We start from the raw sequence: 23505 nt of genomic DNA on the forward strand, positions 1-23505 counted from the left end.
AGCCGAGCCGGAAAAGCCAGCTACAGTGACCCTGCACAAGCTGGTTTAGGCGAAAAAGCCTGCTCAACTTTCGTCTTGGTCCGGGACGCCACGCGCGACGGACTTCCCTTAACCGGCTATCGGCGCTAAGGCGTTGAAGGGTCCGACGCGATCTGATGGGTGTCGGACGATAACAGCGCAGCCGGGAGCCCGCCCGGCTCGGAGGAAGTTGCAAGTGTCCGAGCACAACCTGCCTGCCCCTGTGCAGCCCAAGCGTGGCGCCAAGCCTTCGGGCAAGCCCACGCTCAAGACCATCGCACAAATGACCGGGCTGGCGGTCACCACCATTTCGCGCGCCCTCAACAATGCCCCCGAGTTGGCCCAGGACACCCGCGAGCGCGTGCAAAAGATCGCAGCCGAGATCGGCTACCTGCCCGATCGAGCGGCCCTACGCCTCAAGACCGGGCGCACCAATGTCCTTTCCTTGGTGCTCGAACCCGACGAGCAGATCTATGGCTTTGGCTCGTCGATCGTTGCCGGGCTGACTGAAGCCATGCGCAACACGCCCTTCCATCTCATCATCACGCCATTGTTTCGCAATGTGCCCTCGATCGAGCCGATCCGGCACATCGTTCGCAATGGCATGGCCGATGGGGTGGTGTTTTCCAAGGTGGAAACCTTCGACGACCGCATCCGCTTCTTGCTGGATAACGATTTCCCCTTTGTCAGTCACGGCCGCTGCCTGTGGCCCGAAGCGCATCCCTATGCCGATTTCGACAACGAGGCCTACGCCTATGGCGCCGTCAAGCGCCTAGTGCAGAAGGGGTGCCGCAAGGTTTCGATCGTGCTGCCCGACAGTGCGCTGACCTATACCGAACACCTCAAGACGGGAATGCTCCGCGCCGCCGGTGAGGCCGGCATCGAGTGCGAATTCGCCGCTGATGTCACCCTGGCCAGCCCGACCGACGCCATCCGCACCTATGTGATCAAGCGCGCCAAGCGGCCTAATCCTCCCGACGGCTATGTCGGAGCCTCTGAGCTCTCAGCCCTCGCCATAATCGGCGGCCTCAACGACAGCGGCCCCGTCGTGGGCCAAAGCGTGCATGTGGTGACCAAGCAAGCCTCCCCCCTCTTCGCCCAGTTTCAGCCCGGGGCCGAAACCGTGTTCGAGGACTTCAACAAAGCCGGCTTCAATCTGGGCTCGCTGCTGCTGCGGCGGATTGCGGGCGAGCCCGTCGAAGACCTGCACGCCCTCGACACACCCGTTTTCCCCTGGGCCGACGGCGCCTAGCCCTCGAGCGTTTCGCGCAGTTCCTCGAGTTCAAGCCATTGCTGCTCGGCGGTGTCGCGCCGGCTTTGGGCTGCAACCAGCGCTTTGGACTTTTCAGCAAATGCCGCGGGGTCGCGCGCATAAAGCTTGGGATCGTTCAGCGCCTGGTTGATCGCCTTGATCTCGGCCTCGAGCTTTTCGATGTCCTTGGGCAGGCTCTCGAGCGCATGCCGCTCCTTGAAGGAAAGCTTGCGCTTGCCGGTTGCCGCAGTCACCGGCGCCAGCGAGGTCTTGCCGGGGCGGTGGGTCGCCTTGGTTATGGGGGCGCGGGCATTAACCCCAGCGCCGCGCTGGATCACCATATCCGAATAGCCACCGGCATATTCGGTCCATATGCCATCCCCCTCGGCAATGATGATGGAGGTCGCAACCCGATCGAGGAAGTCCCGATCGTGGCTCACCACCACAACGGTGCCGGCATAGTCCGAAACCATTTCCTCGAGCAGATCGAGCGTTTCAAGGTCGAGATCGTTGGTCGGCTCGTCGAGCACGAGGAAGTTCGACGGCAGCGACAAGGCGCGCGCCAGGGCCACCCGGGCCCGCTCGCCACCCGAAAGTTTGCCGATGGGCGTATTGGCCTGTTCGGGGGTGAAGAGGAAATCCTTCATATAGCCCACCACATGGCGCGGCTCGCCATTGATGTGGATGGTGTCGCTACCCCCGCCCGTTAGAGCATCCTTGAGGCGCGTTTCGGGCTGCAGCTTGGCGCGGCCCTGGTCGAGCATCGCCATCTCGAGCGCAGCGCCCAGCTTGACGGTGCCGCTATCGGGCGGCAGCAGGCCGGTTAGCATCTTGATCAGCGTGGTCTTGCCCGCGCCGTTCGGCCCGACAATGCCAATCCGGTCGCCGCGCAAAACACGGGTGGAGAAATCGGCGACAATCACCCGGTCGCCGTAGGTCTTGCTGATGTGCTCGGCTTCCGCCACCAGCGCACCGGAAGTGCGGCCCTCGGACACCTGCATGTTGACCGAACCCGTGACCCGCCGCTGCTCGCGACGATTCTGGCGCAGCCCGGACAGGCGCTCGAGGCGCCCCACATTGCGCTTGCGGCGCGCCGTCACGCCATAGCGCAGCCAATGTTCTTCGCGCACGATCTGCCGGTCGAGCTTGTGGCGGTCGCGCTCTTCTTCCTCGAGCACTTCGTCGCGCCAGGCTTCAAACGCCGAGAAGCCCTTGTCCAGTCGCCGCGTCACCCCGCGATCGAGCCACACCGTGGCGCGGGTCAGGTCGGACAGGAAGCGACGGTCGTGGCTGATCAGCACCATGGCCGAGCGCATGGAGTTGAGTTCCTGCTGCAGCCATTCGATGGCCGGCAGGTCAAGATGGTTGGTGGGCTCGTCCAGCAGCAGGATATCTGGCTTTGGCGCCAAAACTCGCGCCAGCGCCGCCCGGCGTCCCTCGCCGCCAGAAAGGTTTTTCGGATTTTCCGTGCCGGTCAGCCCCAGCGATTCCAGTAGGTACTGGGCGCGATAAAGATCATCGCCCGGCCCAAGTCCCCCCTCGACATATTCAAGCGTGGTGGAAAAGGCCGACAGATCAGGCTCTTGCGGCAGGTAGCGCAAGGTGGCGCTGGGCTCAACGAAGCGAACGCCCCCATCATGCTGCACGTCGCCGGCCGCGATCTTGAGCAAGGTGGATTTGCCCGAGCCATTGCGCCCCACCAGCGCAATGCGCTGGCCCGGGGAAACAATCAGTTCGGCTCCTTCGAGGAGGCGCGTGCCGCCAAAGGTCAGTTGGATATTTTGTAGGGAAAGAAGCGGGGCAGCAGCCATAAGTCGTCCAAGCGTTTGGGCGCGATAAATCACGAAGATGGGGGCGGATCAATGCGAGACAAGCGCAAAGGGCCGGTCGGGACGCAAAGGTCCCAACCAGCCTAGATAAGGCAGCAGCGGGCCTGTTGCTAGGCTGGGCTGGCTTCCGGCTCGATTTCCTCGATCTCGTCGGCTTGACCGACTTCCTCGAGCATCTGCAAGCCAAGCCGCTCCCGGATCGAGCGCTTCTTGTGCGCCAGATCGGCGATGGTGTAGCCTTCCAACACGGTGAAGAACGCCCCCAGTGCTTCGCGCAGGGCTCCGTTCAGGTCGCATTCGCCGATCAGGGGACAATCGGCCCCTTCTTCAAAGCACTCTGCCAGGGCGAAATTTTCTTCCGTCAGCCGGATCGTTTCAAGCAGCGTGATCTGGTCAGCAGGTTTGCCCAGCGTAATGCCGCCCTTGCGCCCGCGCACGGTGCGCAGCAGGCCATTTTCGACCAAGGGCTTGATCAGCTTGAACAAAAACAGCTCGGAAATGGCATAAGCGCGGGCGATGTCGGCAACGCGGCTCAGACCCGGCTCGTTAACTGCACAGTAAACCAGTGTGCGGATGGCGTAGTTGGATTGGCGCGTCAGTCTCAAGATCGACCTTTCTGTCCGCTCCTCTCGCGGAGCGCGGAGCGGCTGCATAGTTTGATCGCTGCACCTTATAACCATTCTAAAATGTGTCAACCAAACATGATGTCGCTATTCAACTTAGTTCACCGCCGCCATGCGCTGTCCTGCGCGATCCCCCTCATGCTGGGCAGGCGGAGCCACTTGCCCCGTTGCGCATTGAAGCGCTGAGGAGGACGGGGATGGCGCAGGTTTATCTGGATTGCGATGGCGTTCTGGCCGATTTCGACAAGGGGGCGGAGGCCATTTTCGGCATGTCGACGCGCGACTATGAACGCCGCCATGGCTTGGGCAAGTTCTGGAAGGCCCTAGCAACCGCGCCCGAGTTCTTCGCGCGGCTCGAACCCCTGCCTGACGCCATGGAGTTGTTCGACGCCGTCAAGCATCTCAACCCCATCATCCTGACTGGCCTACCCCGGGGCAATTGGGCCGAGCCGCAAAAGCGGCGCTGGGCCGAGGAGCATTTCCCCGGTGTGCCGGTGATCACCACCAGCGCCGCCCTCAAGCGCGAACATGCCCATCCCGGCGATGTGCTGGTGGACGACCGCGACAAGTACCGGCATCTCTGGGAAGAAGCCGGCGGCATTTTCGTGCATCACCGCAGTGCCGCCCAGTCGATTGCCGAACTGCGCGAGCGCGGCTTTATTTGAGCTAGAACCGGCCGGGCAGCAATCGCACGCAAACCGGCGGGATGTCGGTCCAGCCCAAGCGAGCCAGGACTTCGTTGCTGTCGGCTGGCTTGCGCCCGGCGCCTCGATCCAGCGACCAGGTGATGTGGTAGGTCCCGCCATCCGGCCGATCGCTCGTGCCGCCGATCCGCAGCACCAGGGCTTCCAAACCCACGCCGTCATCGACCCGGCCGATGATGTCGCCAGCTCGTTCCACGGGGAGCGCTGCCCAGGCGGACGCCCCAAATTGCAGCGTCACATGGTGGGCAACCACATCAGGATAAACCGGCACGAAGCGGGCCAGCAGGGCCATGCGCTCGGACGGCACCAGCGTCCAGCCAATCACCAAAGGTTTCTTGCGCATCAGTGCGACTACTCCGGTTTTTCCTGCCCTCGTCCGACTGTAGAAAAAAGCGAACGACTTGCGCTTCTGTAAGTTATGTCTGCAGCCACTCTTTTCCCCTCTAGAAACGAGCCCCCGTGCCCAAATCGCGCCAGCCCTTGATGGGCAATTATTTGCTACGGACCATGCCAGCAGACAGCTTTGCTGCGCTTTATCCTCATCTCAAATTTTTGCGCCTGCCCACCAATACGGTTCTGGCCGGAGCAGGGCAGGCTGTGCAGTGCCACGTCTTTCTGGAAGCCGGGCTCGCTTCGGCTGTGGCGCGCAGCGGGGACAACCAGATGGTCGAAGCCGCCCATCTTGGCCGCGAGGCGATGATTGGCCATCAGGCCTTGCTTTCGGTGGGCACCAGTCCCTATGAAATTTCCATGCAGATCGAGGGCAGCGGCTGGCAGATCAGCGGCGAAGCGCTGCGCCGGACCATTGGCGGGCACCATGCCACCATGCAATTGCTGCTCCGCTTCGTGCACGCGCTCGAATTGCAGATCATCCATTCAGTGGTCGCCAATGCCCGCTACAGCGTGCACCAGCGCCTTGCGCGCTGGCTGTTGATGACCCATGACCGGCTCGATCGCAACGATCTGCCCCTCACCCATGAATTGCTGGCCACGCGGCTCGGCGTGCGCCGCGCCGGGATCACCGACGCTTTGCACACGATCGAGGGGCTGGGCGCCATCCGGGCCACGCGCGGCAATGTGCAGGTGGTCTCCCGTGCGACGCTTGAAGCAGTGGCCCAGGGCAGCTACGGCGTCCCGGAAGCCGAATATGAGCGCCTGATCGGGGTGCCGTTGCGGCGCGGCCAGCTCGCTCAAGTTAGTGCCGATCGGTAGGGAACGCCCCCGCCCCATGGGTGTTGTTCTCCCATGACCACCCAACAGTCGAGTTAATCGATGACTATCATGTTGATCGCCGTAACCACTGCCGTTCTTGCAACCCTGACTGTTGCTGTCGACGGCGACTAGGGAGTTCAGTCATGCCCAACCAAAATCCGCGCGGACCCGCTCAACCCATCGGCAAGGCGGTCGATGATGAGGATCCCAACTACAGCCCGGTTGCCGATCGTGCCCCCAAGCCGGCGGGGCCCCGTGGTGCCGCCGAACAGGCCGACAAGGACAATGAGCGCGCACAAAAAGGCGCACCATAGGGAACCGTTTGCGCGCCTGTGACGTTGAGATGTAGCAGTGGCCAACTGCGACCTCCAAAGAATAGCAAGACCCAGAGCCATGCACACAGCTCTGGGTCTTTTTTTGCGCGCAGTTTGGCGCCCAGCAGCCAGGGGCCGCGCGCAACACCGCTCAAGCGGGCTCGCTGGCCTTTTCGCGCGTCTTCCAAGTTTCACCCGCCCATTCCCTCACGGTGATGACGATCATGCCATCCTTGAAATCAATGAGGTTGTAGGCATTGGGCTCACCGCGCAGGCGCGTGGAAATGGTGGAAGACGCCTGCGCCACCAAAATCGGCGCCACGGCCGATTTACGCAGTCCTGTAGGCGCCCCTGCCTTGACCGCACCAACCGCCTCGTGCTTGCGCACATAAGAGAGGTGGAAATGCCCCGATAACACCAGCCGCACGCCCAGACGCGAAAAGGTCTCGAGCGCCTCGTCGGCACGCTTGACGATCCGGGCCTCGGTTTGCTGCATGGGCTGGGTGGGATAAAGCAGTGGATGGTGGGCAACGACCACTCGGATCGCATCGGGAGAGGCCTTGCTGAACCGCTCCTCAAGATGCTCCAGCTGATCGCGCGAAATGGTGCCATGGCCCCAGTTCCATTCCAGCCGCATGCGGCGAGACGTGCGCATACCCACAAAGGCGACGCCATTGAGCTCCAGGAACGGCTCCAGCTCCTCAGCGATATAGCGGCGGTAAAGACCATAAGGGTTGAGGAACCGGCGTACCAGATTGATCGCCGGGACGTCGTGATTGCCGGGAACTGCAAAATAGGGCGCGCTCAGGGAATCGAGAAAAGCTCGCGCGGTAACGAACTCTTCCCGACTGCCGACCTGGGCAAAATCGCCGCTCACCACTACCAGATCGGGCTGTTGCAATTCGATATCGGCCGCCAACCCTGCGGATATGCGTGTGTCATGCTTGCCGAAATGCAAGTCGGAGAGATGGACGACCTTCATGGAGCCAGCCCCTCCTCCAGGGGGAGGGGCGCATCGGCGGGCGCTTCGGAGGAAGCCGGTGCCAGCACCGAAAGCGCCAGGGGAAGGATCTTGAAATGCAAGGGCGTCGAGAAGGTCTCGACCTCTCCGTCCAACATTACCTTGAGCGCCTTCTTGCGGGTTTCGATAGTCAATTCGTCAACGCTTTCAATGGTGAGAGCCTCGTCGTCACGCCACCGTCCGAGCAACATGCGCGCTGTCAGCCGCGCCACGTCACCCAGATTGAGGTGTTTGATCACATAAAGCGTCAGGCTCCCGCGATCCAGCCGGTTACGGGCAAAGAACTTGCCGAACCCCTCCTCATAGGCATTGCTCGACACGGCAATGGACTGCACCCGCTCCACCCGCGCCTCGCCCGAGCGCGGCACGATGCGCACGGCCATGCGCCGTGCCCGCGCCAGGCGGCGAGTGAAATAGCGGAAAAAGGCGATCTTGGTGCCGATGCTCATGGTACCGCGAATATGCTCGCGCCCGGCTGCTACCCCGGGAATGGTGCCGATGACGACCTTATGCAGGAAGGTTTGCCCGTTGATCTGCCCCACATCGATGCGCCGCAACTCGGCGGTTTGCAGCTGCTTGACCGCGTCGGGAACTGTCAGCGGCAGATGCAGGTCCCGCGCCAGCAGGTTGACGGTCCCGAGCGGCAGGATGGCTAGGTTCTTGTCCGTCCCCACCAGCGCGTGAGCCAGCGCGGTGATCGTCCCATCGCCACCTGCGGCCACAATGGTGTCGGCCGGGCTTTGCAGCGCCCGCTCGATGCGCTCCTTGAACGGCGCGTCACCGTCGGCGTCGATGGTGGCCTCCAGCCCAGCCTCGGCGAACATGGCCGCCAGCGTCTCACCCGTCGTGCCGGTTGCATGGGCCGTGCCGGCATTGGTGTTAAGGATCACGTGGAAATGTCGTTCGACCATCAGTGTCGCCCGCTGAAAGGAGGGGAATCGCTGTCACACAACGGTGAGAGCGCGCTATGGTTCAATGCAGCGGCGTCGCACCACAAGGCTCACCTGCGATTGTGGAACATCGCGACCTCCGGCGGCGTTGCTCGCCCACCAATAGAGGCAAACATGGCAAGATCGCTTTCCCAATTGTTGAACCTGCGCAGCGTCATCAACTTCGCTCGTGGGGAAGCGAGTGTGCTGGCTGGCATCGCAGTGGTGAGCGGGCTTGTGCTGGCGTTTCTGTCACTGGCCGACCAGGTCAGCGAAGGCGATACCGAGGCCTTCGACACCGCCCTCCTGATGTTGTTCCGCACGCCCGACCCGAGCCATCAGTTGATCGGGCCGCTGTGGGTGCAGGAGATGATGCGCGACGTCACCGCGCTGGGCAGCTTCGCCTGCCTCGGGCTCCTTGTCGTAGGCGTGGCGATCTATCTGGTGCTGGCAGGCCTGCGGCATGCGGCCCTTCTCATGGTTGTGTGCGTGCTGAGCGGCACGGCGCTCAGCACCTTGCTCAAGATGGGTTACGACCGTCCCCGCCCCGATCTTGAATCCTTTACCCACCAGTTCACCTCGAGCTTTCCCAGCGGGCACTCGATGCTCTCGGCGGTGACCTATCTTTCGATCGGCGCGCTGCTGGCGCGGCTGGCACCGACACTGGCGCTCAAGATCTATGCCCTGAGCGCTGCGGTTTTCCTCACCCTCTTGGTCGGGTTCAGCCGGCTTTATCTTGGGGTGCATTTCCCCAGCGATATTCTAGCCGGCTGGTGCATTGGCGCCGCTTGGGCGCTTCTCTGGAGCGTTATTGCCATCTGGCTGCAAAAGCGGGGGCATGTCGAGCAACCTCCCGCTGAAACCTTGAGCGACCGGACCGCCTAGGGGCCGCCGGCCACCGAGCCCAAGACGGCCATCACCAGATCATCGAGATTGACGTCGCCTTCGACGCGCAGCCGATCGTCCTGAGCGGTGACTTTGAGCTTTTCAGGCTGGTTGCTGGCCTGGCGCTGCAATTCGCCGATAATGGTTTCGCGCAATTTGTCTTCAATCATCTCTGCCTCCTGGTTGTGCACCATTAAGCCGAGGCAAAGGGTGGGGTTCCCTCGCGAGCCTAGTTAAAGACGCGTCGTGGCTGGAACTGGCCGAACTGCACCGAGCCAGTGGCAATGGCCCTACCGGCATGGCTGGCCCAGGCTTCATCCAGCGTGACCGGGGCGCGTGCGCCGGTCAGCAGCACCGCATTGCCGTGGCGCACCGCATTGGCCTGCAGCGCATCGAGCCGCAGCTCGGGCAGCTCTACCAGTCCCGCCGCAACCGGCAGGAGCATGGCGTCGCGCGCCTCCAGCTCAACCGCTTCGAGCTGCTCGATGGTGATCGCGTCAGCGTCGGTAAAGGGCCCAACGGCCGCGCGGTGCAACATACCCACATGGCCCCGCGTGCCCAAGGCTTCGGCGATGTCACGCGCGAGCGAGCGCACATAGGTCCCCTTGCCACAGGTTACCTCCAGCACCGAGCGTTCCGCGCCATGCTCCATCAGCTCGATAGTATCGATCTGGACAGGGCGAGGTGCCAATTCCACCGCTTCGCCAGCACGCGCAAGGTCATAGGCGCGCTCGCCGTCGATCTTGAGCGCCGAAAAGATTGGCGGGCGCTGCAGCAATTCACCGGTGAAGCGCGGCAGCACCTCACTCAGCTCGGCCTCGGAGGGCCGATGCTCCGACTGGGCCACAACTGTGCCTTCGGCATCGTCCGTGGTTGTCGCCGTGCCCCACTGAATGGCAAAGCGATAGCGCTTGGTGCCATCCTGCACCTGCGGCACCGCCTTGGTCGCTTCCCCTAAGGCGATAGGCAAGATGCCGGTCGCGAGGGGATCAAGCGTGCCTGCATGGCCAGCCTTGGCGGCGCTGAACAGCCAGCGCACCTTGCCGACGGCCTGGGTGGAGGTCATGTCGAATGGCTTGTTGAGCACCACCCAACCCGAAACGGGGCGCTTGATGCGCTTGGGGGCACTCACGCTTGCGTATCGTCCTCGTCGTCCTCGCCGGCCTGCAGGTCACGCTGCACGCGATCCGAGCGCAGCAGCGCATCGATCCGGCTGGCTTCCTCGAAGGTTTCGTCGACGAAAAAGCGCAGCTCGGGCGCAAATTTCATGTTGATCTGCGGCGCCACCTGGCCGCGGATGAACTTGCGATGCCGGTTCAGCGCCGCCACGATCTCCTCGGCATGCTCGCCGCCCAGCGGCATCACATATGCATTGGCGATCTTGAGATCATTGCTCATGCGCACTTCGGGCACGGTGATCACCGCGCCATGCAGTGCATCGTCTTCCACATCGCCGCGCGCGAAAATGGCGGCCAGCGCGTGCCGCACCAGTTCGCCGACGCGCAACATGCGCTGGGTTGGCCCGAGGGGTTTTTGGTCTCTGCTCATTGCGGCCCCTTAGGCCCTCCCCGGGTCCTAGTCAACGCCCCAGCGCCTGCCGTTTGCTCACGCGCTAGCGAGGCGAGCGGGTTTGGGCACGCCATCGGGCAGCACGCGATGGGGCGGCTGGTGGCCATCCATGAAGGCGCGAATATTGACGATCACCGTTTCTCCCATCTCCACCCGCGCTTCGATCGTCGCGGAGGCCATGTGGGCGGTTAGAACGACTTTGTTGTTTTCCGCCAGCGCCAGGAGCTTGGGATTAATGCCCTGGCGATGCTCGAACACATCAAGCGCGGCCCCGCTCAAATGGCCCGCTTCGATCGCCGCCACCAGCGCTGCTTCGTCCACAAGTTCAGGTCGCGACACATTGACCACGAAACTGCCCGCGCCCATCCGCCCGAGCCGCTCGGCGCCCAGGATCTGGAGCGTTTCGCGCGTCAGCGGCGTATGGAGCGAAACAATATCGACCGCCCCGAGCATGGCATCGAGATCTGGCCAAAAGGTTGCGCCCAGCGGCGTTTCAAGGCCCGGCGGACGCCGGTTGCGCGACCAATAATGGATACTGAGCCCAAAGGCGCGGGCGCGCTGCGCCACCGCGGTGCCGATCCGCCCCATCCCGACGATCCCCAGCGCCTTGCCGCGCAGGCGGTGCCCCAGCATGGAGGTCGGGGACCAGCCCGCCCAAGCGCGATCGCGCATCAGCATCTGGGTGCCTTCCACTAGCCGGCGCGGCAGCGCCAGCATCAGCGCCATGGCCATGTCAGCGGTGTCATCGGTCAGGACGCTGGGCGTATTGGTGACGGTCAACCCCGCGGCCCAGGCCGCTTCCACATCGATATTGTCCACGCCATTGCCGAACTGGGCGATCATGCGCACCGAAGGGGGCAGTGCGGCAATCAGCGACGCATCGATCCGGTCGGTGATGGAGCATACCAGCACATCCTTGCCGATGCAGCCTTCGGCGATGTCGGCGGGCGCGAGAATGCCATCGGCCTCGTTGACGTCGGTCTCGAACAATGTCGCCATACGCGCCTCGATCGCTTCGGGCAGGCGGCGGGTAACGAGGACTTTGGGTTTCGTGCCGGTCATGCAGTCCCGATGCGTGGCGGAGGACAAGGCCTTCCGTTTTCAGCGACCATTAAGGATCATGCCTTAGTGATAGGACAAATGTATTCCTTGTGCAAAGTCATGTTTAGCGTGTTCCGCAGCGCAATGCGGTCCCGTGCCCGTTTGGCACTTGTTTCAATTATGGCAGCGCTGCTGGCGCTGCCGGGCCCCCTCACGCCGGTCCAGGCCTGGGCGCAGGCCGACAATCCCAGCGGTTTGCCCCTGCCCCGCTTTGCCAGCACGCGCTCGACGCCCATCAATGTGCGCGTCGGCCCCGGCACCAAATACGACATCGCCTGGATCTACCGGCAGTCCGGCATTCCCGTGGAAATCGTGCAGGAGTTCGATACCTGGCGCAAGATCCGCGACCAGGATGGCGACGAGGGCTGGGTGCACCAGAACCTGCTGTCAGGCAATCGCGCCGGTTATGTCGCGCCGGTCGTCGCCAATGGCGAGATCGCGCTGCGCTCGGGCATGAACGACGATTCGGGCGTGCGCGCTCGACTTGGCGCGGGCCTGCGCGTCCAGATCAAGGAATGCGATGGCACCTGGTGCGAAGTCAGCGCCGCCGGCGGCGACGGGCAGCGCACCGCGACCTATTCGGGCTTCTTGCACCAGGAGGAAATCTGGGGCGTCTACCCCGACGAAGTGTTCAACTAGCCCGCTTCGGCCTCGAGCTCGGCGCATTGGCGGGCCAGCCGGACCGCCCTGGTTTGCTTGGGGCAGGACGCACAAAGCCGGTCCGGCCACACCAGGTAATCAAGGCAACAGCCCTTGCGCGCCAACACCAGCTTTTGGCGCCCATCCGTCAGCACCACGGGCTCCAGCGCTCCCTGCCCGACCAGATCCAGTGCCGCAAGCCAGTTCTGTGCATGGCGGCTGATCTCGTCGGGCGAAATCCCCGGCTGCATCCGTTCCAGCAGCGCCACGACCCCCAGCACCCGCGCGGCGAGCAAACGTTGCGCCGGCACGGGCTTGAAGCGCACGATCGTGTTGATCTCCTCGAGGAGTGTTTCGGCCGTGGCTCTCAAGTCCGCCGTGGCCCAGCCGATCATCGCCTCGACCTCGCCCTGCCGCTGCGGCCCGGGTGGCAGGCGAAAGCCGTTGATGTCGAGCATCTGCCGGCATTGCGACATCGCGCGGAGATCGGGGACGCCGCCATGGGCATGCACGGCGATCATCGCCAGGTAAGCCGGCTGCCACAACAGATTGGTCCACAGCCGCACCGCCCAAAAGGCGGGCCCACCCGCCGGATAGGCTTGCGCCAGCGCGTCGTAGAGGTCGCGCAGCATGGGGCCGTTATCGAGCCCGTGCCGGTACCAACCCGGCTTGTGGCTCCCGGGCGCACCCTTGAGAAAGCCGGTGACCTCGGCCGCCCTGGCCAGGAGCCGGGTTAGCGCGATATCGGCATCATTGGGCGGAAACAAAAACGAACGGGCGGTCACTGGGAAGGTCCGGAACAAGCAGGGCTTAACCTATCGCGCTCCGCGGCCCGCTGCAAAGTCAGCGCGCGGCGCAGATTGACCCACCCCCTCAGCGTCCTATCTATTCCTGACGCGAGGAGCTCAGCCGTGATCGATTCAGCGCGCAACAATTGCCGTCAGGACCAAAGGTCGCGGATCGCACGGCCCATCCGGGCGTTGCCTCAGTGTGCGCCCCTTGCCGCAATCGCCCCCTTACTCCGAGCCGGGATCCAACGATGACTGAGCCCTCCGCCCGCATCGAGCCGATCGTCACTGCGCGTGGCTTGCGCAAGAAGTTTGGCCGCAAGGAAATCCTGCATGGGCTTGATTTCGATATTCCGGCGGGCCGGATCTATGGGCTGATCGGCCATAATGGGGCGGGCAAGACCACGACGCTCAATGCCATTCTGGGCCTCACCGACTGCCGTGGCACCATCCGCGTGCTTGGGCTCGATCCCTTTGCCCACCGCGCCCGCCTCATGCGCGATGTCGCCTTCATCTCCGATGTGGCCAGCCTGCCGCGCTTCTTGCGGGTGCGCGAACTGTTTTCGCTCGTTGCCAGCATCCACCCCAATTTCTCACCCGACAAGGCGCAAAGCTTTCTTCAAGGCACCGATCTTAAGCCCGAGCTCAAGATCAAGAACCTCTCCAAGGGCATGCTGGCGCAGCTGCATCTGGCGGTCGTCATGGCCATCGACGCCAAGCTCCTCGTCCTCGACGAGCCCACCCTTGGCCTCGACATCACCTATCGCAAGCGCTTCTACCGCCGACTGCTCGACGACTACATGACCGGCGAGCGCACGCTCATCATCACCACCCATCAGGTCGATGAGATCGAGTTCATGCTCACCGATGTGATGTTTATCCGCGATGGCGCCCTGATCCTGCATCAGCCCATGGAAGCGGTGGCGCAGAACTTCATCCAGCTGGTCAGCAATGATCCCGAGAATCAGGCCGTCGCCCGCGGCCTTGGCCCGGTCTACGAGGAAACCCGCTTCGGCCAAACGGTGATGATCTTTGACCATGTGCCGCGCGAGCGGCTCGAGGGCTTGGGCGTGCTCTCGACCCCCACCCTGTCCGACCTCTTCGTTGCCCTGATGCAGCGCCCGACCGCCATTGCGGAGCAAACACCATGAAGGCCTTTGCAGCCCTGATCTGGCGCGAGTTCCTCGAACATCGCGGGGCGTTCCTCTATGGGCCGCTGCTGCTGGTGGCGGTCCTGCTCGGCTCCACTATCCTCGCCTTTACCGTGGGGCGCATCGATATGCGCTTTTCGGGCGCCCTGTTCACCGCCGCGCCCATGCGCATCTATGAATGGGGCTTTTTGGGCTTTGCCTTTGCCTGGCTGCTGTATCTTCTGGCGACACTGTTCTTTTACTGCGCCGACAGCTTTGCCGCCGACAAGCGCAACAATGCCATGCTGTTCTGGAAGTCGATGCCGGTGAGCGATTTCACGGTGCTGCTGTCCAAGCTCGTCGCGGCCATCACCATCTTCCCCGCCATCATCTACCTCATTGCCCTGCTCAGCGGCCTGCTGCTGTTTGGCGTTGCCGTATCCACCTCTGCCATGAATGGCGGGGGCGGCTATGCGCTGCTTGGCAATGTGGCGGGGGTTTATGGCCAGATCGCCGCCAGCCTTCTCGTCGTGCTGGTCGTGGGCCTCTTGTGGTACCTGCCCTTCATGGCCTTTGTCGGCGCCCTCGCTGCCGTGGTCGGGCGCTGGGCCATTCCCCTGTCGCTGTTGTTCCCCTCCATCCTGTCCACCCTTGAATGGGTGGTGTTTGGGGGCGGCTGGCAGCCGCTCAGCACCCGCACCTGGGAGTATCTGCAATACCGCGCCAATTTCCCGCTGACGCAGGGCTATATCGAGGCCTGGACCACCACCGCCGCGACCTTCAGCTTTGCCGACTTCGCCACTGACCTCATGGCGCGCATCAGCTGGACCCAGGTCGGGATCGGCATCGTGCTCGCGCTCGTCCTGGTGTTTTTTGCCAGCCAGTATCGCCGCCGCGGCATTGGCGAGTAGCGCTCGGCGCACAGCATGGCGGAACCGGCGCCCGCGGCCGGGGTTACCTTGTGCAACCCCAAGCGGAGGCGACCATCATGCTGGATCCCAAGGATTTGCTGGGCGGTGCCGAGCGAGGCCGCCTGTCAGTCGACCTGCCCCATGAAGTGGCGGCCTTTGCCAGCCGGCATGGCCTGTCCATCGATGAAGCGCGTGAAATTCTGGCGCGCACCGGGGATCGCGAAGATCCCGACGCCGCCGCCGAACGCCACAAGCGCCCCCTTTGATCCCCACGAGTGTGCCCATGCAGCCCCATCCCGACCTCAGCCCCATCCCCGATCTTGATGCCGACCTGCTGCCGGGCATTGACCGTTTCGTGGCCGATCACAGCCAGACCTCGGCCGGCCAGCTCAGCCGCAATGATGCGATCAACCGCATCCTGCGCGACTGGCTGCAGCGCGAGGGCTATATCGAGCCTGACAACGAGTCCCGGGATTTCGACGATCCCAGCCACTAGAGCCGGGTGGCGCGCCGTGCCATGCTAGCCCCAAAGCTTGGTGGGGAGGCTGCGCAATGAGCCCGTCCGAACAACTCGACCACTTGATTGCCGAACTCGGCGACTGGCGCGGTGACCTGCTCGCCCGCGCGCGGCGCGCCATTCTCGCCGCCGATCCCGCGATCATCGAGGAATGGAAATACCGGGGCAGCCCCGTCTGGTCCGCCAATGGGCAGCTGGTGGTGGGCAATGCCCACAAGGACAAGGTCAAGCTCACCTTCTCGCATGGCGCCAAGCTCGATGATCCCGATGGATTGTTCAATGCCGGGCTCGAGGGCAATCTCTGGCGCGCTATTGACCTCTTCCAGGACAGCCCGCTCGACGAATCCGCCCTCACCCAGCTGGTCGCCAGGGCCGTCGCCTATAATCGCGCCCGGCAAGCGCCCAAGCCGCGCCAGGGTAAAACTGCGCCTCCCACCCCCTAAACCCCGCCGGTCAGGGCCGCGGCGCGGGATCGCTGGGGCTGGTGAGACCCGGATCGGCGGCGACCGGGTCGGGCTGGCTTGACCCTTGACTGAACACCAGCAGGGCCACGACCACAATGGCAGCAACGATCAGTCCGGCAATCCATTTACGATCCAAGGCAGGCTCCTCCACTCGCGCTGCACCCCAACGGGCGGCCGGGCATTTGGCTCCGCTCCTCACGCCTCTTGCAAATGATTTGCAATTGCACTAACTTCTGAGGGTCAACTGAAACATGCCTGGGATGCCTATGCCTCGCTATCTTCTTTCCGTGCTGCTTGCCGTTGCCACGCTTTGTTCCACCCTGCCCGCCCAGGCACAGGATCGGTTCAAGGCCGTCACCTCCTTCACCATCATTGCCGATATGGCGCGCAATGTTGCGGGCGACGCTGCCGAAGTGGTGTCCATCACCAAGCCCGGCGCCGAGATCCACAACTACCAGCCGACCCCGGGCGACCTTGTGGGCGCGCAGGACGCCGACCTCATCTTGTGGAACGGGCTTAATCTCGAGCAATGGTTCGAGCAGTTCCTGGGCAATTTGCCCGATGTCCCTAGCGTCGTGGTCAGCGAAGGCATCGAGCCCATCGGCATTGGCCAGGGCCCCTACCAGGGCAAGCCCAATCCCCATGCCTGGATGTCGCCCACCGATGCACTGACCTATGTTGCCAATATCCGGGACGCCTTTGTCGAGTACGATCCGGCCAATGCCGAAACCTACAAGGCCAATGCGGAGGCTTATTCCGCCAAGATCGAAGCCGCCATCGCCCCCCTGCGCACCCAGATCGAGGCCATTCCGCCCGAACGCCGCTGGCTCGTCTCCTCGGAAGGCGCCTTCTCCTATCTCGCTCGCGACCTTGGCCTTAAGGAGCTCTATCTCTGGCCCATCAATGCCGATCAGCAGGGCACGCCCCAGCAGGTGCGCCGCGTGATCGACACTGTGCGCGCCAACAACATCCCCGCCGTGTTCTCTGAATCTACCGTATCGCCCCGGCCGGCCGAGCAGGTGGCGCGCGAAACTGGCGCCCATTATGGCGGCGTGCTTTATGTGGACTCGCTGTCGGACCCCGATGGCCCCGTGCCGACCTTTCTTGATCTTCTTGCCGTAACCACATCCACCATCGTTGCGGGGTTGCGCCCTTGAACGCCCTTGTCGAACCCGGCCTCGAGGTCGCCGATGTGACCGTTGCTTATCGCAACGGCCATACCGCCCTACGCCATGCCAGCTTTGCCATTCCGCGCGGCACCATCACCGCGCTTGTGGGTGTCAACGGCTCGGGCAAATCCACCCTGTTCAAGGCCATTATGGGCTTTGTGCCCCTCAGCACCGGTTCGGTCAGCATTCTGGGCCTGTCTGGCAAGGCAGCGCTCAAGCGCAACCTCGTCGCCTATGTGCCCCAAAGCGAGGATGTGGACTGGAACTTCCCGGTGCTGGTGGAGGACGTGGTGATGATGGGGCGCTTCGGGCATATGAACATGCTCCGCATCCCCCGCGCCGTTGACCACCAGATGGTCACCTCCGCCCTTGAGCGCGTCGACATGCTTCCCTTCCGCAAGCGCCAGATCGGCGAGCTATCGGGCGGCCAGCGCAAGCGCGTCTTCCTCGCCCGGGCCCTCGCGCAAGAGTCGGCGGTGATCCTGCTCGACGAGCCGTTCACCGGCGTGGACGTCAAGACCGAGGACGCCATCATCGCCCTGCTCAGCGCGCTCCGGGACGAAGGCAAAGTGATGCTGGTTTCAACCCACAATCTGGGCTCGGTGCCTGAATTCTGCGACCGCACTGTGCTGGTCAAGGGCACCGTCCTCGCCCATGGCCCCACTCCCGAGATCTTCACGCGCGAAAATCTCGAACTCACCTTTGGCGGCGCCCTGCGCCATTTCGTGCTCGCCGGGCAGGGCCTGCATGCCGATGACGATCCGCGCCAGGTCTCGGTGCTCACCGACGATGAGCGGCCACTCGTCATGTATGGCGAAAAGGGCAAGATGACCACGCAGCAATCGGGTGCCGAGCCATGATCGAAGCGCTGCTGCAGCCCTTTACCTACAACTACATGATCAACGCCATGTGGGTGTCGGCGCTGGTCGGCGGCGTTTGCGCTTTTCTGTCCGCCTATCTGATGCTCAAGGGCTGGAGTCTCATCGGCGACGCGCTTTCGCACTCCATCGTGCCCGGTGTCGCGGGCGCCTATATGCTGGGCCTGCCCTTTTCACTCGGGGCGTTCCTGTCGGGCGGTCTGGCGGCCGGCGCCATGCTGTTTCTCACCCAGCGCACCAAGCTCAAGGAAGATGCGGTGATCGGGCTGATCTTCACCGGCTTTTTCGGGCTGGGGCTCTTCATGATTTCGCTCTCGCCCACCTCGGTCAATATCCAGACCATCGTCATGGGCAATATCCTGGCCGTCACGCCCAACGAAACCCTGCAGTTGGTGATCATTTCCTTGGTGACGCTGGGCGTCATGCTCCTCCTCTGGAAGGATCTGATGGTCACGTTCTTCGATGAATCCCATGCCCGCTCCATCGGGCTCAACCCGCCGCTGCTCAAGGTCATCTTTTTTACCGTGCTCAGTGCCTCCACGGTCGCGGCCATGCAAACCGTGGGCGCCTTCCTCGTCATCGCCATGGTCGTCACCCCCGGCGCCACCGCCTATCTCCTGGCCGACCGGTTCGGGCGCGTCATCACCATCGCCGTCCTAGTAGGAACGCTGTCGAGCCTTGTCGGCGCCTATCTCTCGTTCTTCCTCGATGGCGCCACCGGCGGCGTGATCGTGTGCCTGCAGACCATCGTGTTCCTGCTTGCCTTTGTGTTCGCCCCCAAGCACGGCATTCTCGCCAATCGCCGTCGCGCGGCGCGGGAGATCGCGCAATGAGCGAGTTCTGGCTCTACGCTCTCTGGCCCTTCAGCTTTCCCTTCATGACCAATGCCATGCTGATTGCGGTGCTGGTTGCCGTGCCCACGGCGCTCCTGTCCTGTTTTCTGGTGCTCAAGGGCTGGTCGCTGATGGGCGATGCCATTTCCCACGCCGTGCTCCCCGGCGTCGTGCTCGCCTATATCATTGGCCTGCCCTTTGGCGTCGGTGCCTTTATCGCCGGCATGGGCTGCGCCCTTTCGGTCGGCTTTCTGACTGAGCATAGCCGCATCAAGGAAGACACCGTGATGGGCGTGGTCTTTGCCGGTCTCTTTGGCCTCGGCATCGTGCTCTATACCGCGATCCAGACCGATGTACATCTCGACCACATCCTCTTCGGCGATATCTTGGGTGTCGATGGTGGCGATCTGGCGCTGTCGGGGATCATCGCGCTCCTGGTCTGCGGCGTGCTCGCCGCCAAATGGCGCGACTTTCTCCTGTTCACCTTCGATCCCCAGCAGGCCGGCGCTATCGGCTTGCCCGTGCGCGCCTTGCATTACGGGCTGCTGGTGCTGCTTTCCCTCACCATTGTCGCCGCCCTTTCGGCAGTGGGCATCGTGCTGGTGGTCGCCATGCTGGTGGGCCCCGGTGCCATCGCCTTCCTGTTGTCCAAGCGCTTTGGTCCAATGATGCTGCTGGCCACGGCTATTTCCGTGAGTTGCTCGCTCCTGGGCATCTATCTCAGCTTCTTCATCGACTCCGCCCCCGCTCCCACGATCGTGCTGCTGCTCAGCGGCGTCTTTGTAGCAACCTTCATCTGGACCACGCGTCGCCCCGCGCCGCTGCCGGTTTGACCCCGGGGCATATCCCCGCGCCGATCACCTGTGATGGCGTGAGGCCCTTTCGCAACGCCTGTCCCCCTCTCCCGTTAACCTACCGGCAAACAGCCCAAGGGAAGAGGAGAAACATTCATGTTCAAGCGCACCACCGCATTGGTTTTGTTGACGGCAGGCCTCTGCAGCCCCGCTTTGGCGCAGGCCCAGCAGATCAACGGCGTCGACGTTCCCGCCGATCAGTTGGGTGCGGTGCAGGCCCGTTGCGACGAGCTGTCCAACAACAATGCTCCCGCGGGCACCGGCCAGGCGAGCGCCGCCACATCAGCGGCCACCCCCGACGCTACGGCGGGCACCAACCCCTCGGCCCCTTCGATCGGCGGCACCTCGCCCCTGGGCGGCAATGACGGAGCGACCGACGCCTCCAACAGCAATGCTGCAGGCTCGGTTGCTGATCCAGCCACCCCCGCTGCCCCGGCGACCAGCATTGACCTTGCCAGCATCGATATTGAAGCGTGTCAGGCTGGCGGCTTCACCACTGGCGCGGCTTCCAATTCGGCGGCTCCGGAAACGCCCGCTGCAACAACCACCAATTCCGGCGCGTCCGCTGCCCCCACGACCAATTAGCCTTTGCTGGCGCGCGGCAGGTCCGCGCGCCAGTTCCTTTCCCCGTTTAACCACCCACAAAGCTGGCGGGGCGTCACCCAAAGCGCTAGCTTGCGCCCGATTCTGGGGACCAACGCATGAGCGCCGCACGACTTGCCACCAACCATTCGCCTTGCCGGTATGAGCGCTGAAGCCTCGTGAGTGCGCCACCCATTGTCTCGTTTTGGCATGGCCCCATTGGCTGGCTCGAGCGATTGTCGATCACCTCGTTTTCGCGGCACGGCCATTCCGTCGCCGTTTACAGCTTTGATCCGCTGGAGCTGCCTCCGGGCGCCGAGCGGCGCGACGCCGCCGAAATCCTCGGGCGTGAAGCGCTGGTGTTCTACAAGGACCGCGGCACACCGGCGGTATTTTCCGACCGCTTCCGGCTCGAACTTCTGCGCGCCGGGCGCGGCATCTATGCCGATCTGGACGTTTATTGCGTGCGCCCCTTTCCGGAGAACCCCGACTACCTGATGGGGTGGGAGCGCCCCGGCTCGATCAACAATGCCGTGCTGCATATTCCCGCCGACGCCCCGCTCCTGGGGGATCTTCTGGGCATATTCGAGCCGCATGATCGGCCGCTACTCGAGCCCCACCTACCCTTGGGCCGGCGAGTCGAAGTAGCGGCGCGGCGCCTGCTCGGGCAAAAAGTGCTGCCCCACCAGATGCAGTTCGGCGCCACGGGACCTTTTGCGCTTACCCATTTCATGGCCAAGCGCGATCTGCTCGACCGGGTGCAGCCCCAGCCGGTGTTTTATCCTCTCGCTTATGAGCAGATCCCGGCCCTGATGCAGCCCGGCAGCAGCGTCGGCCCGGCGCTCCGTCCCGAAACCCTCAGCATCCATCTCTGGCGTTCGCAGCTGACCAATCGCGGCCGCGCCGCCCTGCCCGCACCGCCTCCCGGCAGCGCCATGCGCCAACTCTGCGACCGCGAAGGCATCACGCTGGATTAAGAGAAGGCCGCTGTCGCTCCCCGGAACTCGCTGTCATCCCGGCCTCGAGCCGGGATCCATCCTGAGATCCCGTGACGGCGCACGATCTAGGGCTGCAGCGCCTAACGCCCCAGCTTCTTCAGCCACCAGCGCTTCCAGCGATGCCGGGCGAAGCGGTAAAACAGCTCATTGCCCATCACATGCCGGTAGAGCCGCCCAAAGGCCACCCAGTGGAACATGCCGGCAAAGATGCCCCAGGGTTTGGCTTCCCCGGTATAGTGCAGAATGGCGGGGTCGAGCCCTTCATGGGCGTGGCGGGCATCGATCGTGTTCCAGCGCCAGGGCAGTTGCAGCCAGCGCCGCTTGAACACCAGGTTCAAGAAATCCTGGTCATAATAGATGCGCTCCATCACGCCTTCGCGCAGCGCCACTTCGAGCTGACCCAGGATGTCGGCGTCGCGCCATTGGGCGACATCGATCAGCACCAGCCCCGCATTGAAATAGGGATCGGCGGGATCGAGAATATCGCGATTGGCCTTGAGGTCACGGCCCCCGGTGATGAAGGCGCCCATCGTGTCGCGCACCGCCGCGATGGGATGGCCCAGCATGTCCATCTCCACCAGCTTTTCGATGGCGTCGCGCACCAGCATGTCGCAATCGAGATACAGCACCCGCTCCACCCCAGCCGGCAGCAGGCGATCGATCATCAGCCGAGCATAAACAATGTTACTCAGCCGCTTGTTGAGCGGCATCCGCGCCGCCACATCGGCGAACAAGGGGGAAGCGTCGAGATCATACCACTCGAGCCGCGCCCCGAACTCGCTTTCAATGGCGAGCAGGTCCTCCTCGTGCTCCACCGTGAGCGTGCGATGAAACAGGTGAAACACCAGGTCGCTGCGCCGATGGGTGAACAGGCACACCGAGCGCATCGTGGCATAGGCCGGCGCCCAAAAATTGTCGTCAAAGGTCAGCGCGATATGGATGGGGCGGTCGCTCAAGGGAAACTCTCTTTAGGCCGGCTGGCGAGCACCGCAATCAGCGACAGCAGCACGGTATAAACCAGCGTCTGGGCCAACACGCCGAACATGGCGTTGGTCAGCCCCATGCCCGCATAGCCGACGCTGGCGACCAGCGCCAGATAGAGCGCTGGTGCGCGCTGCGACCCTTGGGCGCGCCAGGCGCCGGCAAAGGGCGCGAGGAGGATCAAACCATAGGAAAGCAGGCCCAAGAGGCCCCCCGAAACCGCAAAGTCGGCGATGTCATTGTGCAGATGGTCGTATTTGGGAAACCGCGCCCCTGGTGGGGCAAACTGGGCTGCTGCCTCCATGAAGTGCCCCAGCCCGTGCCCCCAGACCGGCGAGGCCATGAAGGCCGCCAAAGCGCTGCGATACATGATGAGGCGCTGGCTGGTGGAATCGTCGCCAGGCTCGCCCGAACGGAACAGCGACACGATCTCGCCAAAGGGCCCCGTGCGCTCGATCCAGCCGGTGCCGATCAGCACGGCAAACACCAGCAGCGCGGCAACTGCACCACACCCGATCAGCAGCCAGGCGCGCCGGCGCGGCAGATAATGCAGCGCGGCACCGGCAAGCGCGGCCATGCTCATGGGCACAAAGGCCACCAGCGGCCCGCGCGAGCCGGAAAACCAGATCGCCAGCAGCGCCGCGAGCGGGCTGAGCAGGAACACTGCCCGCCAACGCCATCGGCTCAACACCCCCACTGCCGCGACAAAGCCCAAAGTCAGCGCCAGGTCGGCCAGGTGGATGGGGTTGTTGACCAGCACCCCCCCGCGCGGCTCGCCCATGACAAAGACGTCAAATCCCGCGACCACCGCTCCTGCGATAGCGCCCAGCAACGCCAGCGTCCCGACCGCCGTTAGGGTGAGGCGCGCGCCCAATTGCCCAACCAGGGCAGCATGCGGCGCGGCCAGAAACAGGGGCACAAGAAAAATGATGGCACCAAACGACATCGGCTCGCGTGCGGAACCCGCAATGGCCAGCAGCATCAAGCCGCCGGCGACCAGCGGCAGCCAGGTCGCTGGCTGCCCAAGCGCCCGGCGCCCTTCGGCCGTGGGCAGCAAGGTCAAGCCCACCCCCATCAGCACCAGGGTGAGCATATTGGCGGCCCCCGGCGCTAGCGTCGGCAGGGTCAGCCCGCAAACCAGGGCGCACCATGCCAGCATGGTAAGGGTTGATCGAAGCAAGCGCAGGTCCTGGGCTGAGTGGCTGGGGCGACCATGGTCGCTGCCGCCCCGGCCGTCAACCGGCGCTCACCCCCTGACCACATGAGTGTGGCTTTCGCGCCCGCTTGACGCGCCGCAATATTGC

30 protein-coding genes are annotated in these 23505 nt (G+C 63.7%); 17 read left to right on the top strand and 13 right to left on the bottom strand.

What is annotated here, in order from left to right:
* Positions 1 to 214: 214 nt before the first annotated feature.
* Positions 215 to 1270 carry a LacI family transcriptional regulator gene (locus tag AC3YMN_RS05765; RefSeq protein ID WP_489889281.1) on the top strand — a complete coding sequence of 352 codons (1056 nt, stop codon included), beginning with the start codon at positions 215 to 217 and terminating at the stop codon, positions 1268 to 1270.
* Here the strand turns inward: AC3YMN_RS05765 and AC3YMN_RS05770 are convergent.
* A complete protein-coding gene (locus AC3YMN_RS05770; protein ID WP_489889282.1) occupies positions 1267 to 3081 on the bottom strand; it encodes an ABC-F family ATP-binding cassette domain-containing protein in 1815 nt (604 codons plus the stop codon). The genes AC3YMN_RS05765 and AC3YMN_RS05770 overlap by 4 nt on opposite strands.
* A 128-nt stretch (positions 3082 to 3209) precedes the next feature.
* The gene (gene rirA, locus AC3YMN_RS05775; RefSeq protein ID WP_127751748.1) at positions 3210 to 3704 is read right to left on the bottom strand and encodes an iron-responsive transcriptional regulator RirA; all 495 of its coding nucleotides are present in this window, start codon (positions 3702 to 3704) and stop codon (positions 3210 to 3212) included.
* Positions 3705 to 3919: 215 nt separating this feature from the next.
* On the opposite strand from rirA, the gene AC3YMN_RS05780 reads away from it, so the two are divergent.
* Positions 3920 to 4387: a 5' nucleotidase, NT5C type gene (locus AC3YMN_RS05780; protein ID WP_489889283.1), complete on the top strand. Its 468-nt coding sequence runs from the start codon at positions 3920 to 3922 to the stop codon at positions 4385 to 4387.
* Between the two features lies 1 nt (position 4388).
* On the opposite strand, the gene AC3YMN_RS05785 is transcribed toward AC3YMN_RS05780, so the two are convergent.
* Positions 4389 to 4769, bottom strand: a complete 381-nt coding sequence (locus AC3YMN_RS05785) for a hypothetical protein (RefSeq protein WP_489889284.1) — start codon at positions 4767 to 4769, stop codon at positions 4389 to 4391.
* Between the two features lie 116 nt (positions 4770 to 4885).
* On the opposite strand from AC3YMN_RS05785, the gene AC3YMN_RS05790 reads away from it, so the two are divergent.
* Positions 4886 to 5638: a Crp/Fnr family transcriptional regulator gene (locus AC3YMN_RS05790; RefSeq protein ID WP_489889285.1), complete on the top strand. Its 753-nt coding sequence runs from the start codon at positions 4886 to 4888 to the stop codon at positions 5636 to 5638.
* A 143-nt stretch (positions 5639 to 5781) separates the two neighbouring features.
* Positions 5782 to 5952, top strand: a complete 171-nt coding sequence (locus AC3YMN_RS05795) for a hypothetical protein (RefSeq protein ID WP_172121954.1) — start codon at positions 5782 to 5784, stop codon at positions 5950 to 5952.
* 151 nt (positions 5953 to 6103) lie between these two features.
* On the opposite strand, the gene AC3YMN_RS05800 is transcribed toward AC3YMN_RS05795, so the two are convergent.
* Positions 6104 to 6934 carry a metallophosphoesterase family protein gene (locus tag AC3YMN_RS05800; RefSeq protein WP_127751745.1) on the bottom strand — a complete coding sequence of 277 codons (831 nt, stop codon included), beginning with the start codon at positions 6932 to 6934 and terminating at the stop codon, positions 6104 to 6106.
* Positions 6931 to 7884, bottom strand: coding sequence for a diacylglycerol/lipid kinase family protein (locus AC3YMN_RS05805; RefSeq protein WP_489889286.1), 954 nt, complete (start codon positions 7882 to 7884; stop codon positions 6931 to 6933). The genes AC3YMN_RS05800 and AC3YMN_RS05805 overlap by 4 nt, the downstream gene beginning before the upstream one ends.
* A gap of 153 nt (positions 7885 to 8037) precedes the next feature.
* On the opposite strand from AC3YMN_RS05805, the gene AC3YMN_RS05810 reads away from it, so the two are divergent.
* A complete protein-coding gene (locus AC3YMN_RS05810) occupies positions 8038 to 8787 on the top strand; it encodes a phosphatase PAP2 family protein (protein ID WP_489889287.1) in 750 nt (249 codons plus the stop codon).
* Here the strand turns inward: AC3YMN_RS05810 and AC3YMN_RS05815 are convergent.
* The 4 genes from AC3YMN_RS05815 to AC3YMN_RS05830 are packed head-to-tail and all read right to left on the bottom strand — an operon-like array spanning position 8784 to position 11418.
* Positions 8784 to 8957, bottom strand: a complete 174-nt coding sequence (locus tag AC3YMN_RS05815) for a hypothetical protein (protein WP_489889288.1) — start codon at positions 8955 to 8957, stop codon at positions 8784 to 8786. The genes AC3YMN_RS05810 and AC3YMN_RS05815 overlap by 4 nt on opposite strands.
* A gap of 59 nt (positions 8958 to 9016) precedes the next feature.
* Positions 9017 to 9919: a tRNA pseudouridine(55) synthase TruB gene (gene truB / locus AC3YMN_RS05820; RefSeq protein ID WP_489889289.1), complete on the bottom strand. Its 903-nt coding sequence runs from the start codon at positions 9917 to 9919 to the stop codon at positions 9017 to 9019.
* A complete protein-coding gene (gene rbfA, locus AC3YMN_RS05825; protein ID WP_172121950.1) occupies positions 9916 to 10335 on the bottom strand; it encodes a 30S ribosome-binding factor RbfA in 420 nt (139 codons plus the stop codon). The genes truB and rbfA overlap by 4 nt, the downstream gene beginning before the upstream one ends.
* Before the next feature lie 57 nt (positions 10336 to 10392).
* Entirely contained in the window at positions 10393 to 11418 is a 1026-nt protein-coding gene (locus AC3YMN_RS05830; RefSeq protein WP_489889290.1) for a 2-hydroxyacid dehydrogenase, read from the bottom strand.
* Positions 11419 to 11577: 159 nt separating this feature from the next.
* Here AC3YMN_RS05830 and AC3YMN_RS05835 point away from each other — a divergent pair, with 159 nt between their 5' ends.
* Positions 11578 to 12096: an SH3 domain-containing protein gene (locus AC3YMN_RS05835; protein ID WP_173088703.1), complete on the top strand. Its 519-nt coding sequence runs from the start codon at positions 11578 to 11580 to the stop codon at positions 12094 to 12096.
* Here AC3YMN_RS05835 and AC3YMN_RS05840 read toward each other — a convergent pair.
* Positions 12093 to 12881: a siderophore ferric iron reductase gene (locus tag AC3YMN_RS05840; protein ID WP_489889291.1), complete on the bottom strand. Its 789-nt coding sequence runs from the start codon at positions 12879 to 12881 to the stop codon at positions 12093 to 12095. The two genes, AC3YMN_RS05835 and AC3YMN_RS05840, sit on opposite strands and share 4 nt — an antisense overlap.
* Positions 12882 to 13135: 254 nt before the next feature.
* On the opposite strand from AC3YMN_RS05840, the gene AC3YMN_RS05845 reads away from it, so the two are divergent.
* From AC3YMN_RS05845 to AC3YMN_RS05865, 5 genes are all read left to right on the top strand, one after another.
* The gene (locus AC3YMN_RS05845) at positions 13136 to 14035 is read left to right on the top strand and encodes an ABC transporter ATP-binding protein (protein ID WP_489889292.1); all 900 of its coding nucleotides are present in this window, start codon (positions 13136 to 13138) and stop codon (positions 14033 to 14035) included.
* Positions 14032 to 14925, top strand: a complete 894-nt coding sequence (locus AC3YMN_RS05850; RefSeq protein ID WP_489889293.1) for a hypothetical protein — start codon at positions 14032 to 14034, stop codon at positions 14923 to 14925. Before AC3YMN_RS05845 ends, AC3YMN_RS05850 begins: the two co-directional genes overlap by 4 nt.
* Positions 14926 to 15002: 77 nt before the next feature.
* Positions 15003 to 15191 carry a DUF3606 domain-containing protein gene (locus AC3YMN_RS05855; RefSeq protein ID WP_127751735.1) on the top strand — a complete coding sequence of 63 codons (189 nt, stop codon included), beginning with the start codon at positions 15003 to 15005 and terminating at the stop codon, positions 15189 to 15191.
* 17 nt (positions 15192 to 15208) lie between these two features.
* The gene (locus AC3YMN_RS05860; protein WP_172121943.1) at positions 15209 to 15421 is read left to right on the top strand and encodes a hypothetical protein; all 213 of its coding nucleotides are present in this window, start codon (positions 15209 to 15211) and stop codon (positions 15419 to 15421) included.
* Between the two features lie 56 nt (positions 15422 to 15477).
* Complete coding sequence (locus AC3YMN_RS05865) at positions 15478 to 15885, top strand: DUF1801 domain-containing protein (RefSeq protein WP_127751733.1); 408 nt, start codon at positions 15478 to 15480, stop codon at positions 15883 to 15885.
* 10 nt (positions 15886 to 15895) lie between these two features.
* Here AC3YMN_RS05865 and AC3YMN_RS05870 read toward each other — a convergent pair whose 3' ends face one another.
* Positions 15896 to 16042: a hypothetical protein gene (locus AC3YMN_RS05870; RefSeq protein ID WP_489889294.1), complete on the bottom strand. Its 147-nt coding sequence runs from the start codon at positions 16040 to 16042 to the stop codon at positions 15896 to 15898.
* Positions 16043 to 16172: 130 nt separating this feature from the next.
* On the opposite strand from AC3YMN_RS05870, the gene AC3YMN_RS05875 reads away from it, so the two are divergent.
* The 6 genes from AC3YMN_RS05875 (at position 16173) to AC3YMN_RS05900 (ending at position 21199) form a co-directional block, all read left to right on the top strand.
* Positions 16173 to 17063: a metal ABC transporter substrate-binding protein gene (locus AC3YMN_RS05875; RefSeq protein WP_489889295.1), complete on the top strand. Its 891-nt coding sequence runs from the start codon at positions 16173 to 16175 to the stop codon at positions 17061 to 17063.
* The gene (locus tag AC3YMN_RS05880; protein WP_127751731.1) at positions 17060 to 17935 is read left to right on the top strand and encodes a manganese/iron ABC transporter ATP-binding protein; all 876 of its coding nucleotides are present in this window, start codon (positions 17060 to 17062) and stop codon (positions 17933 to 17935) included. The genes AC3YMN_RS05875 and AC3YMN_RS05880 overlap by 4 nt, the downstream gene beginning before the upstream one ends.
* A complete protein-coding gene (locus AC3YMN_RS05885; protein WP_172121938.1) occupies positions 17932 to 18786 on the top strand; it encodes a metal ABC transporter permease in 855 nt (284 codons plus the stop codon). The genes AC3YMN_RS05880 and AC3YMN_RS05885 overlap by 4 nt, the downstream gene beginning before the upstream one ends.
* A complete protein-coding gene (locus AC3YMN_RS05890; RefSeq protein ID WP_489889296.1) occupies positions 18783 to 19619 on the top strand; it encodes a metal ABC transporter permease in 837 nt (278 codons plus the stop codon). The genes AC3YMN_RS05885 and AC3YMN_RS05890 overlap by 4 nt, the downstream gene beginning before the upstream one ends.
* 117 nt (positions 19620 to 19736) lie before the next feature.
* The gene (locus AC3YMN_RS05895) at positions 19737 to 20225 is read left to right on the top strand and encodes a hypothetical protein (protein ID WP_172121936.1); all 489 of its coding nucleotides are present in this window, start codon (positions 19737 to 19739) and stop codon (positions 20223 to 20225) included.
* Positions 20226 to 20401: 176 nt separating this feature from the next.
* The gene (locus AC3YMN_RS05900) at positions 20402 to 21199 is read left to right on the top strand and encodes a glycosyltransferase family 32 protein (RefSeq protein WP_489889297.1); all 798 of its coding nucleotides are present in this window, start codon (positions 20402 to 20404) and stop codon (positions 21197 to 21199) included.
* A 101-nt stretch (positions 21200 to 21300) separates the two neighbouring features.
* Here AC3YMN_RS05900 and AC3YMN_RS05905 read toward each other — a convergent pair whose 3' ends face one another.
* A complete protein-coding gene (locus AC3YMN_RS05905) occupies positions 21301 to 22176 on the bottom strand; it encodes a glycosyltransferase family 8 protein (RefSeq protein ID WP_489889298.1) in 876 nt (291 codons plus the stop codon).
* Positions 22173 to 23381 carry an O-antigen ligase family protein gene (locus AC3YMN_RS05910; RefSeq protein WP_489889299.1) on the bottom strand — a complete coding sequence of 403 codons (1209 nt, stop codon included), beginning with the start codon at positions 23379 to 23381 and terminating at the stop codon, positions 22173 to 22175. Before AC3YMN_RS05910 ends, AC3YMN_RS05905 begins: the two co-directional genes overlap by 4 nt.
* Between the last annotated feature and the right edge of the window lie 124 nt (positions 23382 to 23505).

The sequence above is a fragment of the Devosia sp. Z11_6 genome, from assembly GCF_058133665.1.

What these genes read in the sequence shown, in the direction of transcription:
- AC3YMN_RS05785 (WP_489889284.1), bottom strand. Translation starts at nt 4,769, where the DNA reads ATGCGCAAGAAACCTTTGGTGATTGGCTGGACGCTGGTGCCGTCCGAG.
- AC3YMN_RS05830 (WP_489889290.1), bottom strand. Translation starts at nt 11,418, where the DNA reads ATGACCGGCACGAAACCCAAAGTCCTCGTTACCCGCCGCCTGCCCGAA.
- AC3YMN_RS05850 (WP_489889293.1), top strand. Translation starts at nt 14,032, where the DNA reads ATGAAGGCCTTTGCAGCCCTGATCTGGCGCGAGTTCCTCGAACATCGC.
- AC3YMN_RS05845 (WP_489889292.1), top strand. Translation starts at nt 13,136, where the DNA reads ATGACTGAGCCCTCCGCCCGCATCGAGCCGATCGTCACTGCGCGTGGC.
- AC3YMN_RS05800 (WP_127751745.1), bottom strand. Translation starts at nt 6,934, where the DNA reads ATGAAGGTCGTCCATCTCTCCGACTTGCATTTCGGCAAGCATGACACA.
- AC3YMN_RS05805 (WP_489889286.1), bottom strand. Translation starts at nt 7,884, where the DNA reads ATGGTCGAACGACATTTCCACGTGATCCTTAACACCAATGCCGGCACG.
- AC3YMN_RS05780 (WP_489889283.1), top strand. Translation starts at nt 3,920, where the DNA reads ATGGCGCAGGTTTATCTGGATTGCGATGGCGTTCTGGCCGATTTCGAC.
- AC3YMN_RS05875 (WP_489889295.1), top strand. Translation starts at nt 16,173, where the DNA reads ATGCCTCGCTATCTTCTTTCCGTGCTGCTTGCCGTTGCCACGCTTTGT.
- AC3YMN_RS05815 (WP_489889288.1), bottom strand. Translation starts at nt 8,957, where the DNA reads ATGATTGAAGACAAATTGCGCGAAACCATTATCGGCGAATTGCAGCGC.
- AC3YMN_RS05885 (WP_172121938.1), top strand. Translation starts at nt 17,932, where the DNA reads ATGATCGAAGCGCTGCTGCAGCCCTTTACCTACAACTACATGATCAAC.
- AC3YMN_RS05855 (WP_127751735.1), top strand. Translation starts at nt 15,003, where the DNA reads ATGCTGGATCCCAAGGATTTGCTGGGCGGTGCCGAGCGAGGCCGCCTG.
- AC3YMN_RS05895 (WP_172121936.1), top strand. Translation starts at nt 19,737, where the DNA reads ATGTTCAAGCGCACCACCGCATTGGTTTTGTTGACGGCAGGCCTCTGC.
- AC3YMN_RS05865 (WP_127751733.1), top strand. Translation starts at nt 15,478, where the DNA reads ATGAGCCCGTCCGAACAACTCGACCACTTGATTGCCGAACTCGGCGAC.
- AC3YMN_RS05860 (WP_172121943.1), top strand. Translation starts at nt 15,209, where the DNA reads ATGCAGCCCCATCCCGACCTCAGCCCCATCCCCGATCTTGATGCCGAC.
- AC3YMN_RS05770 (WP_489889282.1), bottom strand. Translation starts at nt 3,081, where the DNA reads ATGGCTGCTGCCCCGCTTCTTTCCCTACAAAATATCCAACTGACCTTT.
- AC3YMN_RS05835 (WP_173088703.1), top strand. Translation starts at nt 11,578, where the DNA reads ATGGCAGCGCTGCTGGCGCTGCCGGGCCCCCTCACGCCGGTCCAGGCC.
- AC3YMN_RS05890 (WP_489889296.1), top strand. Translation starts at nt 18,783, where the DNA reads ATGAGCGAGTTCTGGCTCTACGCTCTCTGGCCCTTCAGCTTTCCCTTC.
- rbfA (WP_172121950.1), bottom strand. Translation starts at nt 10,335, where the DNA reads ATGAGCAGAGACCAAAAACCCCTCGGGCCAACCCAGCGCATGTTGCGC.
- AC3YMN_RS05795 (WP_172121954.1), top strand. Translation starts at nt 5,782, where the DNA reads ATGCCCAACCAAAATCCGCGCGGACCCGCTCAACCCATCGGCAAGGCG.
- AC3YMN_RS05810 (WP_489889287.1), top strand. Translation starts at nt 8,038, where the DNA reads ATGGCAAGATCGCTTTCCCAATTGTTGAACCTGCGCAGCGTCATCAAC.